This window comes from Candidatus Phytoplasma rubi (assembly GCF_026821955.1).
Classification (GTDB): domain Bacteria; phylum Bacillota_I; class Bacilli_A; order Acholeplasmatales; family Acholeplasmataceae; genus Phytoplasma; species Phytoplasma vitis.
In genome coordinates, this window is record NZ_CP114006.1 from 167,093 (window position 1) to 182,058 (window position 14,966).

The window sequence follows — 14,966 nt, forward strand, 5'->3', positions numbered from 1 at the left end:
AAATTACTAATATTTATTAATTTTTTTATCCCTCTGATAATGGTTATAAATTATCAAATATGAAAATTTGAATATATTACTATTATACAACTTCATGTATTGAATATTTAAAAAAAATGATTAAGGTACATAATTATTTCAAGGATTTTAATTTGGTGTTTTTCTTTAATTTTTTGTTGAGTATAATTGTAAATTTGGATATTTTTGTTTGCTTGTTTTATGTTTAAAAATTTATATTAATTTCTATAAAAATCAATTTTATAACTATTTGTTTTATAAACAATTTAAAAAAATGGTTTTTTTGTTTTTCCAAATTATCATTTTTTATTTTTTCATCTTCTTTACTATATTTTGTTATTTTTTCTAATTGTTGAATTTGTTCTTGACATTTATTAATATTTGTTTCTTTATTTAATTCATTATTTAATTTGTCCATTGCTATAATTTGATTATTATTATTTATTAATAATAATCCTAAACTAATAAATAAAATAATATTAAATAATAGTAAATGTTTTTTTAATTTAACCATTAATTAAATCTCCTTTTTATTTTTATTCTTTTTTATCACCAGTCAGAGCTTGTTCTTTTATTATATTTGGCTTCTTTGGTTTTATCGTTATTGTGTTTGCCTTGATAAAGGGATAAAGTTTTACGGACAGGGTTGAAGTGGAGGTTGAAATCTTCGTTTTTAAATTCTGAATTTTCCAACCATGCGCGTCCAAGATAATAGTCCTTGTCTGCGTCAAGTAAGTGTTTAGGGCCTTTGTATTTAAGGATTAAACAGTTGCCACTTGAATTTTCTTTGAATTGTTTTTCTAATTTAATATATAAATTTAATTGACTGTCTATTTCAGTATCAAAATGAGAAAATTTAAATCCATTAATAGAGGTTTCCTCATAAGTTAATCCTCTGTTATTCCAACGGTCGAAAGGATAACGGTCTTTGATGTAACAAACTAAGTTAGATGGTTCTTTTTGTTTTTCGAGGCGGTCTTGAGCGATTGAAATATCGTTATGACTACCTTTTTTTTCTTGAAGTTGTTGTTGATAATAGCCGATTCCATTAAGACCATCGAAGGTGTATTTAGCTTTAATCATTGTACATTTTTTATTATCGTCATACCATTCATCAATGTTTTCGAATTTGGTTTCTTTTATGCTGGGAATTTCTTTTTTTGGTAATTCTGGTAATTTAATTATGTTCATTTCGGTTAAAACGAAAAAACCAATCAATAAAAAAAGAAGTATCCCTAAAATAATAAAAAACCATTTAATGATTTTTTTAATAATATTAAACATTATTAGTTCCTTTCGGGTAATTTATAACATACCAACATTTTAACATATTTGACTTTTGGATTTTAATTAAAACCATTTTTTGAACCAAGAAGTTACTTTATTAACATTTTCCTTTGCGCCTTTAATTCTTTGTCTTATGTCTTCTTTAAATACTGTTTTCAAAGGTTGAATTGCGGTGCTATAGCTATTCTCTTGTGTTTTGAGTTTTAATTCGATTAGTTTATAATCTTGTATTTTTTGCGTTAATTTCTCACTTTCGGTTTCTAATGTTGATTTAGTTTCTTCATGGGCTTTTTGTTCGTCTTTTATTTGTTCTTTAAGTTTATTAATTTCATGACGGAGTTCGGCGTTTTCTTCAAGATATTTACCAGAGACATTTTCTAAAGCTTTAATGGTTCCTTCTAAAGCTTCAATGTGAAGGCCTTGTTGGACCCATTTATCGATTTGTTGTTCTAATTCCTCGCTTAAACGGTTAATTTCATTTGCTTGTTCGTTGATGATTTGGTTTAATTGGGTGATTTCTTGGTCTTTTTGGTAGATAGTTGCTTGATATTCTTTTTCTTTTTGTTGAAAATTAGTAGTTAATTGATTGATTTCCTGTTGGAGTTCTTGTTTTTCTTGTTCAGATAAAGCTTGATTGGTTATTAATTCTTGGTTTTTAGTTTCAATTAAGGATTTTTGTTCTTGAAGTTGATTTTGGAGTTGTTCGGTCATTTGGTTTTGTTCGTTGATTTGGTTGATTAATTCATTAATTTGTTTTTCTTTTTCAGTGTTGATGGTTTTTTCTTGGTGAAGGTCAGTTTCTAATTGATTAATCTTTTGATCTTGGGTAAAGATTTCGTTTTCTTTAGCACGGATTTTGTCAGTTTGTTGATTGATTTCTTTTTGGAGTTCTTGTTTTTCTTCTTGAGATAGTTTTTGATTGTTTTCTAATTCTTCTTGTTTTTGAGTTAAATCATGTTCTAAATTAGCTTTTTGAGTTTCTAAAGTTAAACTATTAATTTTTTCTTGTTGAAGTTGAATTTCTAATAAGTTTTTAGCTTTGATGATTTCTTCAGGAGTTAGTTGTTGTGTTTCCGTTGTTTGGTTAGTTTCTTTTAATTCCTCACCAAGTGGTGGTGTTTGTTGGAGTTGTTCTTGTTGTAGTAAGGTAGGTTCAGTTGTTGATTCAACTGAACCATGATCAGGGATTGTTCAGGTTACCAGTTTCACTTTCTTCTTGAGTTGTTTCTTCTTGAGTTGTTTCTTCTTGATTTGTTTCTTCTTGATTTGTCTCTTCTTTAACTTCATTATTATTAGTTAAAGTTGATTCTTCATTTTGGATAATGGTTGGATTGAATGATTGTTGAACAGGTGGTGCTTGTAAGATGGGTGTTGGGGGATTTTCCATTTTATGGGTTAATTGTTGTGGTGGATTAGGGATTTTGGTTTCTTCTTGATAAAATTGGTAAAGTTCATAAGCAGTTGAAGCTAAAGAAATCCAAAATAAAGCTTTACTACCAATTTTAATGATTTTACCACCGAGATTCGCTATTTTGGAAGTAGCTTTCTTTTGTATGATCGTTTTAGTTCCTTTTTTGATAGTCTTTTTCTTGCCACTTTTTAACCAATGACCGACTTTTCCAATTCCGAAACAAATCCCGATGACGCTTAAAGTAGTTGCTAGATAATAACCTAATTTATTTTTCGGTGAAGGAGTATGATTAGGATCTTTATCATTACCTGTTACTTTATTATAAATATACTCGATAACTTGACGAATTGGTTGCGTGGCTTTATCGTATAACGCTTTAGTTTTAGTCGCGGCATTAGCTGTAAAAGTGTTGATTTGGTTTAAAACTTCAGGAAAGAATTTGAAAAGCGTCCAATAAATCGCCCCACCAATTAATAATAATGGAATACACCAAATAAGGATTTTAAAGAAATTTTTAATGATTTTAAGCAACAAGTTTTCTTTGTTAGTTTGAGTTTCGATAATTATTTTAGGAGTTGGAGTTTTTCTTTTGATAATTATTTTGTTAGATTTATTGTTTTTGGATTGATTTTTAGTGTTTTTATTTGTTTTTTTAGCCATATGATTTTACTCGCTTTCTTTTTTTAGATTTAAAGTTGTTTTAAAATCAAAAGACTCTCATTTATAGTCTTTTAATGTTGGTGAAATTATTTTTGATTATTATTTTGAGATTTAGTGTGATGTTTATCTTGGTAAAGGGATAAAGTTTTACGGACAGGGTTGAAGTGGAGGTTGAAATCGGTTAATTCAAAGTTAGAGTTGGAAACATATGCGCATCCAAGATAATAGTCCTTGTCGTCGTCTAAGAAGTGTTTAGGGCCTTTGTATTTAAGGATTAAACAGTTACCACTTGAGTTTTCTTTAAATTGTTTTTCTAATTTAATATATAAATTTAATTGACTGTCTATTTCAGTATCAAAATGAGAAAATTTAAATCCATTAATAGAGGTTTCCTCATAAGTTAATCCTCTGTTATTCCAACGGTCGAAAGGATAACGGTCTTTGATGTAACAAACTAAGTTAGATGGTTCTTTTTGAAGTTCGCGAAGATTATCGACTAGTTTTAATTCTTTTCTTAAACTTTCTTCTTGAGTTGGAAGAGTTTGAAGTTTATTTTTAATATCGATGATTTCTTGATTTTTATCTTTAATAGTTTGTTCGTATTTTTCAGGTGTTTGGTTTAAAGTGACTAATTCTTGTTCCAATTGAGGAATTTTGTTTTCTTGGTGTATTTTAGTTAATTGCTGATTAATATTATTTAATTCAGCTTGGATTTGAGAATAGCGACGATTGTAATAGTTAATTCCGTTTAAACTATCAAAGGTAAAGTTGGTTTCTGTTTTGGTTTCATCTTTAGGTTTATCTAAATATTGAAGGATTCCTTCGCGCCATTGGGCGTATTGGTTTTCACAAGCTTCTCTTCTTTTTTTAATCTGACTATAATCAGGTTTCATTTTTAATTTTAAATTTAAGACTTCTTCAATATCCGAAGGTAACATGACTTCGTGGGTTTGAGGATTTTGTTGAGCCCATTTAGCGGTTTTTTTGTAAGCTTCTTCGATGATGGTGGTTAAATCACGATTAGAGAGGTTTTTGCCTTGACATAATTGGGTAATCTCTTTTAAAGCTAAGAAAGTATGATAACTAATTTGATAAGGAACAATAATATGTTTTAGATAACCTTCAATTTCATTATTTTTTAAATGACCGATATAGATTTCTTTACTAAAACGACTGCGTAAAGCGGTATCAATTTTATGAAGATTATTAGTCGCTCCCATTAAGACAATTTTTTTATTACTGCTATTAAACCCATCTAATTTATCTAATAAAGTATTAATCACATTGACTCCTCCTGAAGAAATGTTAGAATCATTACGATTTTCCAATCCTTCAATTTCATCAATAAAGATAATGGTTTTATCATGACTTTCTGCTTCTTGCCACACTTTATCAACTTCTTTTTCTCCTTCGCCAATGTATTTTTGGCGGAATTTAGAAGGAATTAAATTAATAAAGTGAACGTTCGCTTCTCCACAAAGGGCTTTGATTAAAAAGGTTTTTCCTGTTCCTGGAGGGCCATAGAGTAAATAACCTTTGGGGCGGACTTGATCGAAGTTAATTAAGGATTGGTTCGTGCGAAAATAAGTTAATAAGTCTTCTAATTCTTCTTTTTCGCTTTCCATGCCGTAAACATCTTTGAATGTCACTTGTTTTTTAGTATGAGGAAGAGGTTTGTTTTCTTTTAAATGATTTAATTGGATAGTTAAATTTTTCTTTTGTTTTTCAAAAGCTAATTTTTGATCAGTTAAGAAAAGTTGAAAATCCTTGAAATTTTTTAATTCGGTTTGATTTTTTTGATATTCCTTTTGCGTTTTTAATTCTTCAATTCTTTTTTGATTAGCTTCCACATAATTAAGGGCTTGATTTAAGTGGGAAATTTGTTGTTGGAGGTTTTCTTGGGTTTGAAGTTGGGCTTTTTCTTGAGCTAATTTTTCTAATTCTTCTTGTTTTTCTTTTTGATTTTGGTTTAACGCTTTCCTTTGTTCCATTAAATTATTGACTAAGGCTTGTTGGGTTTGGAGTTGATTTTTCAGTTCTGTTAATTGTTGTTGTTTTTGGGTTTTAATGATTGGGGTTAATTGCGGATTGTTAGTTAATTCAGTTTGTAGAGTTTTAATTTTGGTAATAATGTCAGTTAAAGTTTTGACATTTTCATCAATTTGATTTTTTAAGGTTTGATCTTGTTGTTGGAGTTCTTGGATTTTGGCTTGTTCTAATTTGATTTGGTTGTCGATCTCTTGTTGTTGTGTTGATGAGGGTTGTTTAGTTAATGATGGGTTTTGAGTTGGTGGACGAGAATTAATAAAGCCAAAAATTAATAAAATCAAGAAACCTAAACTCAATAATCCGATCAAACTCAAATAAATTTTTTTGTTTAATGACATAGATAACCTCCTTTCTTAGGTGTTTTAAAGAAAATCATTTGGTTATTTTAAAATTAAAGTTTTCACTTTGTCTTTGATGGTTTTAGAAAGTTTGAAAGTGACTACTGTTTTGGCAGGGATTTTTAATTTTTTCTTTGTTTTAGGGTTTCTACCGATGTAGGCTTTTCTTGATTTTAATTTAAATTTGCCTATTTTAGGAAATAAAACTATTTCTTCGTTCTTAGTGATAGCGTTGATTAAATTATTTTCGAAGATATTATAAAATTCTTCAGTTTTAGTTACGGAAGTTTTGTTAGCTAAAGCAATTTTTTTAATTAATTCTTTTTTTGTCATAATTATTTGACTCCTTTTGTTTGATTTTTTTAATTGTTTGTTGGTTAGATGATTAAGTTCATTTGGTTGTTATGAAATCTTTTTTTTAAAAAGGTAAAGATTCATGAGGTTTATTATCTAAAAAGATCACGTTTTGAAGAATAACTTTAGTGTTAGTTTTAGTTTGACCTTCATTATTCGTGTATTTTTGGATTGATAATGTGCCTTCTACATATATTTTTGAACCTTTATGTAGGTATTTATTCATGTTTTCAGCTTGATTACGAAAAGCGATACAAGGGATGAATTGGGTTTTATCTTTAATGTTAAGAGCTAATTGAAAATCGATTTTAGCGATTTGTTCGTTTTTGAATTGATATATTGTTTTTCTAAATCATGGCTTAGACGACCGATTAATTGAACTTTATTTAACATAATTTTATTTTTCCTTCTTTTTGATATATTTTTTTATTTATTTATAGATAAAACTTTTGAAAACAAATGTATTGAACGACTATCTGATTTGTTGATGTTGGAATCGTTTATTACTGTTGTTTCAAAAATTTTATGCTTGGTTTTGATACAAAAAAAGATTACTTTGAAAGTAATCTGGTTTTTATTTTTTATTGTTTTTAATAACTAGTTTAACGTCATTACGGACGAGCGATAGGTTTTAACGTTTTTTTAATTTTTTGATAGCGATGTTTTTAATATTTTCTACTTGTTTTAAAGATAAATTGAGTTTTTCAGCTATTTCGGTATTGGTATAACATCCTTGATAATCTTCGTTAATATTTCCTAAAGGAACACCAAAACTTAAATAGATAATTTTGAATTCGTTTTCACTTAATTTAGCTTTCATTTTTTTTAAAAAAATTTCATGATTAACTTGTTTTAACCATAATTGATGAGGGTTTAAATTATTTATTTGATATGGTTCATAAAACTCTTCTTTAAAAGAAAGATTATCAACTTTATGATTTTTTTGGGGGATTGAAGGTGAATGGCTTTTTCTTATTAGTTCTCTGATTTCCGATTTGATGGTTGGAGTAGCGTAAGCAATAAAGTCATAACCTAAATCTTCGTAATTATTGAGGGCTTTGATTAATCCTAAAATCCCTTCTTGATATAAATCTTCTTTAGTTAAAACTCGAGGATAATATTTAAATTGATAAACTAGTTTTTTGACTAATGGTAAATGAAGTGTGATTAATTGATTACGAATTTCTAAATTCTTTTTATTTTTTAAAAAATCTTTAAATAATTCTTGTTTTAACATTTATATTCCTTTCTAAAAACGTTTTTAGAAAAGAGAGGAAATTATTTTTTTAGCCTTGGAAAAGAAAAAAAGACTAACTTAATAGTTAGTCTTAAAGAATTTTTAAAAAGGAAAAAGTGTCTAAACTTTTGGAACAGTGCACTCATTTCAAAGTGATAAACTAAATTCTTTTTGATGCCACTCCGATTCTTTTTAATAGATAATTCAATGATTTTTTGATTTTCATTGTTTTTTTGATGTTAAATATAATTGATTTAAATTTTGATTATAGATATTTAAAGGTTTTTCTTGGTCTTTGGATGTTTGGGTTAGAATTCAGACATCATTAAAACAATATCGGAGTTAGTTTCGATGCCACCACTTCCTTTTAAAGCTGTTATTTCAGGGGGATTTATCTTGGTAATTGCTGTATGTATCTCTTGAAAATTGCGATAAAATGATAATAACGACGTTTAATTCCATGGCTAATTGTTTAAGTTTCGTCATTATTTCGTCAATGGCTAACCGATCATTTTCTAAATGATTGGACGCTTTAGTAATTTGGAGATGGTCAATAACGATGATCTCCGCTTTTTGTTCCAAAGAGAAACGATAAGCTAAATCAATGATATAATCTATTTTTTTAGTTTGATCATAACTAAATGATAAGTTAAGTTGGGAAAAAAATTGTTGAGCGTCATTCATCCTTTCCATGTAGGTATGTGTGGTGATATTTGCGTCTTCCCAATTTTTATCTAAAATAACATCTAAGGGAATTTGAGTTTGGTGGGCTAATAAACGACTTAAATTTTTTTCTAAAGTCATTTCATAAGAAAAAACTAAGATATGAGGATGATGGCGAATTTTTTGGTGTTTGGTTTTGGCGATATCTAAAAGAAGATTGTAGACAAAAGTTGTTTTTCCTAAACCAGTATAGCCACCAATAGTGATGATTTTACCTTTTTTAAAGTCTTTCGTGGCTTGATTTAATCCTTTGAAAGTTTTTTCTGATAAGCGGTAATATTCTTCTTGGATTTTTTGTTTGGCTTGGTTATCAGTGTCAAAAAATTCAGGATGGAAAGAGGACATTTGATTTAAAGTTAATAAAGTTTGGTCGGATTTGTGGGGAATAAAAGCCATAAAATTTCTTAATTTATCAAAGATTTCTTGGTAATATAAATTTTTGTGGTAAGGGTCTTGGGTTTCGTATGTGGGGCTAATGATTTTTATTAGTTGTTGAAATAGTTTTTCTTGGGTGTAGGTGTGTTTTAGGTTGTCTAAAACATGAGTATTATTTTGGTTATTAAAATCATTATTTAAATAATTTAAAGAATCTAAAGTAAAATTATCTTGTTAGAAATTAGTTTGTAAATATGTTAATAACTCTTTGATAATAATTGGTTTTGTAGTGTGTTTGTCCCACGGATGAGATATTTGCTTTTCTAAAAATAAATATTTTAAAGCTGTAAATATTTTTGTATTTTTGGGGTCAAGTAGATTTTTGGGGTTGATTATTTGGCAGTAAAGATTTAACTTTTCCCATTGGCCTTTTTCGATATAATTTATTAGTTGTTGTAACGCTTTTTGTTCGTTGGTTAACATTTTATATTAACTCCTTTTTTACTTTTTTATTATATTGATATTAGAAAAAGGGATGAATTCGGTGGTAATTAAGGTTTGTAAAAATTGTTTGGCGGAACTGGAAAATAAGTTAATTACTTGGTTAATTCCTTGGACTTTTCCGTTTGCAATTTTTTTGTTTAGTCTTTGGGATTCAATGGTGTTAATTAGTTAATAAATAAAATTCAAAACGAGTATCGAGTTTTTTTAATTGTTGACCTTCGATAATGGCTTGTTTGTATCGGTCTCGCAGGCATGTTTTGAAGTTGAATGCAATTATGCGTTTGGTTTTAGTGAATAAAACCAAATCGAATTTAATATTGGGAATGAAGAATAATTAGGATTGAGGGTATAAGTTTGTGATTCCTTTGTTTTTTAGATAAAGTAAAATTAAGTATTCATTGATTTTAACACGAATTACTTTTTGACTTTGGGAGTTATAGTTGTTATCAGTTAAATATTTATTTAGGTTCATGTGCGATTCGAACATATATTCATTAAAATTTTTATTAAAACAAGTTGTAAAAATTATATTTTTAGTGATGTTAACGGATAATGATTTATGATTGAAAATGTTGATATTTTCAAAATACAAATTAGTTAATTGATTCATTTTATTATTTCCTTTCTAAATAAAAAAAAGACTCTTTGATTAGAGTCTTTTTTGGTTTTTTAATTTAATTTTTTTGGTACGCCATTGAATGGTTCCGTCTTTTTTAATCGTTTTGATTTTGCTGTTGCTATAATGGATATATAAATTTCCGTTTTGACATTTTTTCTTAACTATTATTGCCATTCTTTATTTCTCCTATTTTTTTGATAATATATTGTTGATTAAATTTAGCATCTTTATCATTCATATTGTTTAAGATAATTTTAGTTCCTAGGTTTTGGTTTTGCAAAAATTCACAATATCCCTTTTCTACTTGTTGAAAATAAGTTAAGGAACTAGTTTCAATCACATCTAATTGATGATTCTTTTGGTTTATTTTGCGTTCTAAACCTAATTGCGGATTAATTTTTAGATAAATAGTGATATCAGGTTTGATGAATTTTTTACTTAATTTGTTAAAAATTTGGTAATTTTTGTCAATTTTTGATGGATATACGCGATAGGCGAAATTAGAGCCTAACCAAAACGGTCAACTAAAATGATTTTGTTGGTTTTTAAGTGGGTTTTGATGAGTTCTTCTTTTGGGTTTGAATCATGTTCGCAAAACTTAAAAAATATCTAGTTAAATTATGTAAAGCATTGTGGTTTAAAAATGTTTTGCGTATATAATTACCAATTGTAGAACTGCCTAATCCGCGAATAACCATCACTTCATTTCCTTGTTTTTTTAATTTTTGTTTGACGCTTTTTATTAGGCTTGTTTTTCCACTGCCATCAAGTCCTTCAAAAACGATTAATTTCATTATTATTTTCTCCTTTTATTTTTATATTTGGGTTTAAAAGTTAATAATATCACTAATTGTTCCATCGGGATCGTAATATGTTATTTTGATTAGTTCTTCATAATAATCGTATTCTCTTATTTCTTTAATAGTTTTTCCGTCAGGGTGATATTCAATATATTTAACATTGTTACGATATTTTTTATCGTATTCATCTAAATACCAAATAGTTTTTCCATCAGGCCGGAAACACAGTTTTTTTAATAATATTGCCAGTATCTTTGTCGTATTCATCGATGTAGTTGATAGTTTTTCCATCTGATTGATAAAAAGTATCTTTAATACTTTTACCAGTTTTTTCATCGGATTCTTGAATGATTTTAAAACCATAATCGTCGATGTATTCTTTTTTAGTTGTTTTCATTTGTTTTCTCCTTTGATTTTTCATTTGGGCATAAAAAAAAGACCTTCAAATTGAAGGTCTCAGTTTGGTTGATTTTAGTTTTTAAAAATGGGGAAATGTAAGGAATAAATTAATGTTTTAAAAAAGGGAGATGAGTCATATTTTAAAATTACAACATCACTTCCAATTGATTGAGTAAAAAATTGGTTTCCTTTGTTTAATTCTTGAATAGTTTTGTTTAAGTTTGCAACCAAAAATTTTTCTTTTCGATCTAAAAAAATAAGTATATTCAAATCAGTAAAAAAAGAAATTTCTTGTCGGTTTAATTCAATTATGGGAATAATGTCTTTTTTATCTTCTAAATAAAAAACTGCCATTTTCCCGTGGATGATGAAATTATTATCGTAAATTTCAAAACTGAATGTGGAATAGTTTTCGCCCCAATTTTTAAATGAAAAATTTAATTGTTTTTTAGGAATTTGAAGGTATATTAATTCTCTAAACTATTAATAAACACATCAATTAAAGCCATATTTTCCATTTTTTGTAATGTTTTGGCATTTCTATAATAATATTTAAAAATAAGGCGGTGGAAAATATTATGAAATTTTTTAAAATTTCTATTAACTGTTTTTATTTTATTTTTGTTATTTGTTTTATACATTTTAATTCACCTTTGATTCTTAATTTGGGCATAAAAAAAGACCTTCAAATTTGAAGGTCTTAGTTGTATTTTATTTTGCTTAATTGTTTTAAATAAGTGGTTTTTTCTAATTCTTCTTTGGCTTTGTTTAAAAGTTCTAAGTATTTTTTACCATCTATAATTATTTTATTAATGAAGTTATTGTCTTGGTAAATACGCACTACATGATAATTTATGTCATTAAAATAAACCAAAAAATAAGCGAAGTTCGCTTGACTACAATAGAGTTGACATTGAACTTGGGCCCAGTAGTATTTGGGGATATTTTCTAATTGAGGATTGGTTAAAAAATCAGTCCAAGTTGTTGAGACTGCTTGGTTTTCGTTCACAAAAGGACATTTAATTTCTAAAATAGCTTGATGTTGGTCATTGTAGCCGTCTAAAGAGGCGGAAAAAAGGCAAACTTGATCATCAGTGAAAATGGCGTCTTCAAAAGTTAAATTGGTTTTTTTATGAAAAATTCTCTAGCAATGGGTTCCATTTTTTGTCCATGAAGAGTGTATTGATTAGCGGTAAAAGTGGTGCCAAAGAGTTTATCATGAACTAATTGTTCCATGGAACGAAAGGGATCTAAACCCGTTATCGAAGCAACTTCGGAAGCGTTGATGTATTTTTTTCGGTGTTGGTACCATAATTTAGTGCGTTGATTTAAGTTTTTGATTCTCATAATATTCATTCTTTCTTAAATATTTTCTTTAATAATAATAAAAGATATTTTCCTAAATAATAAAAAAATATTAGAATGTGATAAAGACATTTAAAAAGAAAATCAATTAAATATAAAAGATGAGGAAGAAATAATAAAATAATTGTTAATAAACCTAAGTTTAACCATTGATTTTGATAAGTAAAGAAATAATGACTAAGGTTATTAAGACCATTATTTAACTTAGTTAACCAAGTATTAATTAGGGTTCCACATGATTGGGTTGCTTCGTGGTTAAATGTTGATAAAATTGAACCACTATTCCTTGTTTTAGTTTTTGAATGCTTAGTTTAATGGTGAAAAGATAGTATTTAATGACATAATAAATGGTGATAATTGGAATAAATGAAAGTAAGGTGATGACGAAAAAAATGAGATTACTAGGTAAAGATTGAAAGATTTTTTTAATGAACATTGTTTTTGTTCCCTTTCCAATTGTTGTGTGTGTTGTTAAATAAAAAAAAGACCCTGAAGGAGGGTCTTGTTTTTTGATTAAAAAAATTTAATTTTTTAACGTTTTTGAGAAGAACGATTACGAGATAAATTAATTCGAGGCATAGGTGATTGATTTCTTATTTGTTCTAATATTGTATTTATATTTTCTTGATTTTGATTTATTCTAATTTGTGTATTTCTTAAAAGATTAATTTGTTCTTCTGAAGCATAAAGAGGTATGTTATTGATAATTGTTGTCATTTCTTGCATTAATAATGAATGTAGTCTTTCTAATTCTGTTATTTCATTATTTAAAATTAAATTTATAGTTATTTGTTGTTGAATATCTAAGTGTCTTTGTTGAGTTATAATAATTTGTTGATGTATTAATTCTAGTTGATCAAATAAAAGTTTTTTTTCTGTTTCTGATACTTTATGTTCAAAAGCATTAATAACTTCTTGTGCTTTTGTTTGTTGAGAAACTAATAAATTTTGATAATTTCTATATTCTTCTAAAGAATTATAAACATTCTCGCTTGTTCCAACGTTATTATTATTCATCGCAATAACTTGCTTATTATTAAAAATAAATAATAATCCCAAGAAAGCACATAAATAAACACTTATTATTTTAAATTGGTTTTTTAATTTAATCATTATTTATTAAAACTCCTTTTTTAATTAAGAAAAATTATTTTTGTTCATATTGCCAAAAAATATACATATTTTTAGCTCCATTGCCCATTTGTTTTAAATCTTCTAAAGTATATTTATCATCTTCATCATCTCTGTTGCCATTATCAAAAAAAACACCTAATAAATTATGAGGCGGATTCTTAATTTTCCACATAATTGCAAATTCTGCTATGTTTCCATTATAACAAGGACCACTTATTTTAAAATCAAAATATTGTGAAAATGGTTGAAAATCTTTAATACGATTAATATCTGAAAAAGTTGTATTAACGATTCTCATATCGCCAATAAACTCTTCATTAGCAGCGGCTATTATTTGAATATTATTAATAATTAAAAATCCTAATAAAAAAATAAATACAAATATATTTAATAATAATAAATTATTTTTTATTTTAAACATTAATTAAAATCTCCTTTAATTCATATTTAATATCATCTAATATTTTCTTAGAATTATTCGATTGGTCTTGGAATGTTTTGGGCTTCTTGTGTTTAGGGTTGTTGTATGATATCTCGCATTTGAATCTGTTGCATTATCATATATATTTCCATATTTATCTTAACAATTTCCGTTCTAACATGACATAATCTTTCAATATTTGCATTATTTCTTGGTTCTCGAGATAGTAATATTTCTTGTGACTTTAGTTCATTTTTTCTTTCTTCTAATCGGATCTTTTGTGTTTCTAAAGTTATTCCAGGTAAAGCATACAAACATTTAGTATTAAAAATTAAAAAAAATCCTAATAAAAAGAATAAACAAATACTTATTATTTTAAATTGATTTTGTAATTTTAACATTAATTAAATCTCCTTCAATTTTGATTCTTTTTAATTTTAACATATTTTAACATATTTTAACATATTGGAAGTTATTAAAATTTTTATCACCAGTCAGATCTGGTTCTTTTGTTATTTTCGGCTTCTTGGGCTTTATCGTTATTGTGTTTATCTTGATAAATGGATAAAGTTTTACGAACAGGATTGAAGTGAAGGTGAAAATGGGTTAATTTAAAATCAGAATCGTGAACACGTGCGCGACCAAGGTAATAGTCTTTGTCTTCTTCTAAGAAATGTTTAGGGCCTTTGTATTTAAGGATTAAATAGTTACCTCCTGGGCCTTTGAATTGTTGTTTTTCAAAATTGATATTTGAATATAAAGAACTGTCATCTTCCATATCGAAAGAAGCGGAATTGAATCCGTTTAAAGTGGTACGATCGTAAGTTAAACCTCTTTTATTCCAACGGTCGAAAGGATGACGGTCTTTGATGTAAGTTAGCAAGGTTAGAAGGTTCTTTTTGGATTTCGAGGCGTTCTTGAACAATTGAAATATTGTTATGACTACCTTTTTTTTCTTGAAGTTGTTGTTGATAATAGCCGATTCCATTAAGGCCATTAAAGGTGTATTTGACTTTAATCATTGTACATTTTTTATTATCGTCATACCATTCTTCAATGTTTTCAAATTTGGTTTCTTTTAAAGTAGGGATTTCTTCTTTTGGTAATTTAATGATTTCCATTTCGGTTAAAACAATAAAACCAATAATTAAAAAAAGAAGTATCCCTAATACGATAAAAACCCATTTAATAATTTTTTTAATATTAAACATGATTAGTTCCTTTCGGGTAATTTGTAATATACTAACATTTTAACACATTTAACTTTTGAAT

Annotated in this window: 17 protein-coding genes and 6 pseudogenes; 1 reads left to right on the forward strand and 22 read right to left on the reverse strand. The window is 27.1% G+C overall.

Going from position 1 to position 14,966, the window contains the following annotated elements:
* Positions 1-223: 223 nt before the first annotated feature.
* From RS022_RS00895 to RS022_RS00905, 3 genes are all read right to left on the reverse strand, one after another.
* Positions 224-532: an SVM family protein gene (locus tag RS022_RS00895; RefSeq protein ID WP_268850022.1), complete on the reverse strand. Its 309-nt coding sequence runs from the start codon at positions 530-532 to the stop codon at positions 224-226.
* 35 nt (positions 533-567) lie between these two features.
* Positions 568-1,302, reverse strand: a complete 735-nt coding sequence (locus RS022_RS00900; RefSeq protein WP_268850023.1) for an effector — start codon at positions 1,300-1,302, stop codon at positions 568-570.
* Between the two features lie 66 nt (positions 1,303-1,368).
* Positions 1,369-2,016, reverse strand: coding sequence for an ATPase (locus tag RS022_RS00905; RefSeq protein ID WP_268850024.1), 648 nt, complete (start codon positions 2,014-2,016; stop codon positions 1,369-1,371).
* 331 nt (positions 2,017-2,347) lie between these two features.
* Between RS022_RS00905 and RS022_RS00910 the strand changes: the two genes are divergently transcribed.
* The gene (locus RS022_RS00910; RefSeq protein WP_268850025.1) at positions 2,348-2,485 is read left to right on the forward strand and encodes a hypothetical protein; all 138 of its coding nucleotides are present in this window, start codon (positions 2,348-2,350) and stop codon (positions 2,483-2,485) included.
* Here the strand turns inward: RS022_RS00910 and RS022_RS00915 are convergent, their stop codons facing one another.
* From RS022_RS00915 to RS022_RS01010, 19 genes and pseudogenes are all read right to left on the reverse strand, one after another.
* The gene (locus RS022_RS00915; protein ID WP_268850026.1) at positions 2,486-3,376 is read right to left on the reverse strand and encodes a hypothetical protein; all 891 of its coding nucleotides are present in this window, start codon (positions 3,374-3,376) and stop codon (positions 2,486-2,488) included. It abuts the gene before it with no gap.
* 86 nt (positions 3,377-3,462) lie between these two features.
* Positions 3,463-5,763, reverse strand: a complete 2,301-nt coding sequence (locus RS022_RS00920; RefSeq protein ID WP_268850027.1) for an AAA family ATPase — start codon at positions 5,761-5,763, stop codon at positions 3,463-3,465.
* Positions 5,764-5,805: 42 nt separating this feature from the next.
* Positions 5,806-6,096: an HU family DNA-binding protein gene (locus RS022_RS00925; RefSeq protein WP_268849637.1), complete on the reverse strand. Its 291-nt coding sequence runs from the start codon at positions 6,094-6,096 to the stop codon at positions 5,806-5,808.
* Positions 6,097-6,181: 85 nt separating this feature from the next.
* Positions 6,182-6,510 (reverse strand): annotated as a pseudogene (locus tag RS022_RS00930) (single-stranded DNA-binding protein).
* A 238-nt stretch (positions 6,511-6,748) separates the two neighbouring features.
* Positions 6,749-7,354 (reverse strand): sigma-70 family RNA polymerase sigma factor, encoded by a 606-nt coding sequence (locus RS022_RS00935; RefSeq protein ID WP_268850028.1) that lies wholly within the window; start codon positions 7,352-7,354, stop codon positions 6,749-6,751.
* Positions 7,355-7,395: 41 nt separating this feature from the next.
* Positions 7,396-8,935 (reverse strand): annotated as a pseudogene (locus RS022_RS00940) (replicative DNA helicase).
* A gap of 18 nt (positions 8,936-8,953) precedes the next feature.
* Positions 8,954-9,566 (reverse strand): annotated as a pseudogene (locus RS022_RS00945) (hypothetical protein).
* A gap of 39 nt (positions 9,567-9,605) precedes the next feature.
* Positions 9,606-9,749 (reverse strand): hypothetical protein, encoded by a 144-nt coding sequence (locus tag RS022_RS00950; RefSeq protein ID WP_268850029.1) that lies wholly within the window; start codon positions 9,747-9,749, stop codon positions 9,606-9,608.
* Positions 9,733-10,369 (reverse strand): annotated as a pseudogene (gene tmk / locus RS022_RS04115) (dTMP kinase). Before tmk ends, RS022_RS00950 begins: the two are co-directional and overlap by 17 nt.
* Positions 10,370-10,402: 33 nt before the next feature.
* Positions 10,403-10,642 carry a DUF2963 domain-containing protein gene (locus RS022_RS00965; protein WP_268850031.1) on the reverse strand — a complete coding sequence of 80 codons (240 nt, stop codon included), beginning with the start codon at positions 10,640-10,642 and terminating at the stop codon, positions 10,403-10,405.
* The gene (locus tag RS022_RS00970) at positions 10,587-10,772 is read right to left on the reverse strand and encodes a DUF2963 domain-containing protein (RefSeq protein WP_268850032.1); all 186 of its coding nucleotides are present in this window, start codon (positions 10,770-10,772) and stop codon (positions 10,587-10,589) included. Before RS022_RS00970 ends, RS022_RS00965 begins: the two co-directional genes overlap by 56 nt.
* A gap of 74 nt (positions 10,773-10,846) precedes the next feature.
* Complete coding sequence (locus tag RS022_RS00975) at positions 10,847-11,128, reverse strand: hypothetical protein (RefSeq protein ID WP_268850033.1); 282 nt, start codon at positions 11,126-11,128, stop codon at positions 10,847-10,849.
* 113 nt (positions 11,129-11,241) lie between these two features.
* Positions 11,242-11,415, reverse strand: coding sequence for a hypothetical protein (locus RS022_RS00980; protein WP_268850034.1), 174 nt, complete (start codon positions 11,413-11,415; stop codon positions 11,242-11,244).
* Positions 11,416-11,474: 59 nt separating this feature from the next.
* Positions 11,475-12,121, reverse strand: a pseudogene (locus tag RS022_RS00985) (YqaJ viral recombinase family nuclease).
* Positions 12,122-12,362: 241 nt separating this feature from the next.
* The gene (locus RS022_RS00990; protein ID WP_268850035.1) at positions 12,363-12,575 is read right to left on the reverse strand and encodes a hypothetical protein; all 213 of its coding nucleotides are present in this window, start codon (positions 12,573-12,575) and stop codon (positions 12,363-12,365) included.
* A gap of 95 nt (positions 12,576-12,670) precedes the next feature.
* Positions 12,671-13,252: an SVM family protein gene (locus RS022_RS00995; protein WP_268850036.1), complete on the reverse strand. Its 582-nt coding sequence runs from the start codon at positions 13,250-13,252 to the stop codon at positions 12,671-12,673.
* A gap of 34 nt (positions 13,253-13,286) precedes the next feature.
* Positions 13,287-13,694, reverse strand: coding sequence for an SVM family protein (locus RS022_RS01000; RefSeq protein WP_268850037.1), 408 nt, complete (start codon positions 13,692-13,694; stop codon positions 13,287-13,289).
* Positions 13,695-13,786: 92 nt separating this feature from the next.
* Entirely contained in the window at positions 13,787-14,095 is a 309-nt protein-coding gene (locus tag RS022_RS01005) for an SVM family protein (RefSeq protein WP_268850038.1), read from the reverse strand.
* A gap of 86 nt (positions 14,096-14,181) precedes the next feature.
* Positions 14,182-14,905 (reverse strand): annotated as a pseudogene (locus tag RS022_RS01010) (effector).
* Positions 14,906-14,966 lie beyond the last annotated feature (61 nt).

Excerpts from the sequence above, each read along its gene's own strand:
- RS022_RS00895 (WP_268850022.1), bottom strand. The coding sequence starts at position 532 with ATGGTTAAATTAAAAAAACATTTACTATTATTTAATATTATTTTATTT.
- RS022_RS00900 (WP_268850023.1), bottom strand. The coding sequence starts at position 1,302 with ATGTTTAATATTATTAAAAAAATCATTAAATGGTTTTTTATTATTTTA.
- RS022_RS00905 (WP_268850024.1), bottom strand. The coding sequence starts at position 2,016 with ATGACCGAACAACTCCAAAATCAACTTCAAGAACAAAAATCCTTAATT.
- RS022_RS00910 (WP_268850025.1), top strand. The coding sequence starts at position 2,348 with ATGATTTCTTCAGGAGTTAGTTGTTGTGTTTCCGTTGTTTGGTTAGTT.
- RS022_RS00915 (WP_268850026.1), bottom strand. The coding sequence starts at position 3,376 with ATGGCTAAAAAAACAAATAAAAACACTAAAAATCAATCCAAAAACAAT.
- RS022_RS00920 (WP_268850027.1), bottom strand. The coding sequence starts at position 5,763 with ATGTCATTAAACAAAAAAATTTATTTGAGTTTGATCGGATTATTGAGT.
- RS022_RS00925 (WP_268849637.1), bottom strand. The coding sequence starts at position 6,096 with ATGACAAAAAAAGAATTAATTAAAAAAATTGCTTTAGCTAACAAAACT.
- RS022_RS00935 (WP_268850028.1), bottom strand. The coding sequence starts at position 7,354 with ATGTTAAAACAAGAATTATTTAAAGATTTTTTAAAAAATAAAAAGAAT.
- RS022_RS00950 (WP_268850029.1), bottom strand. The coding sequence starts at position 9,749 with ATGGCAATAATAGTTAAGAAAAAATGTCAAAACGGAAATTTATATATC.
- RS022_RS00965 (WP_268850031.1), bottom strand. The coding sequence starts at position 10,642 with ATGAATACGACAAAGATACTGGCAATATTATTAAAAAAACTGTGTTTC.
- RS022_RS00970 (WP_268850032.1), bottom strand. The coding sequence starts at position 10,772 with ATGAAAACAACTAAAAAAGAATACATCGACGATTATGGTTTTAAAATC.
- RS022_RS00975 (WP_268850033.1), bottom strand. The coding sequence starts at position 11,128 with ATGGCAGTTTTTTATTTAGAAGATAAAAAAGACATTATTCCCATAATT.
- RS022_RS00980 (WP_268850034.1), bottom strand. The coding sequence starts at position 11,415 with ATGTATAAAACAAATAACAAAAATAAAATAAAAACAGTTAATAGAAAT.
- RS022_RS00990 (WP_268850035.1), bottom strand. The coding sequence starts at position 12,575 with ATGTTCATTAAAAAAATCTTTCAATCTTTACCTAGTAATCTCATTTTT.
- RS022_RS00995 (WP_268850036.1), bottom strand. The coding sequence starts at position 13,252 with ATGATTAAATTAAAAAACCAATTTAAAATAATAAGTGTTTATTTATGT.
- RS022_RS01000 (WP_268850037.1), bottom strand. The coding sequence starts at position 13,694 with ATGTTTAAAATAAAAAATAATTTATTATTATTAAATATATTTGTATTT.
- RS022_RS01005 (WP_268850038.1), bottom strand. The coding sequence starts at position 14,095 with ATGTTAAAATTACAAAATCAATTTAAAATAATAAGTATTTGTTTATTC.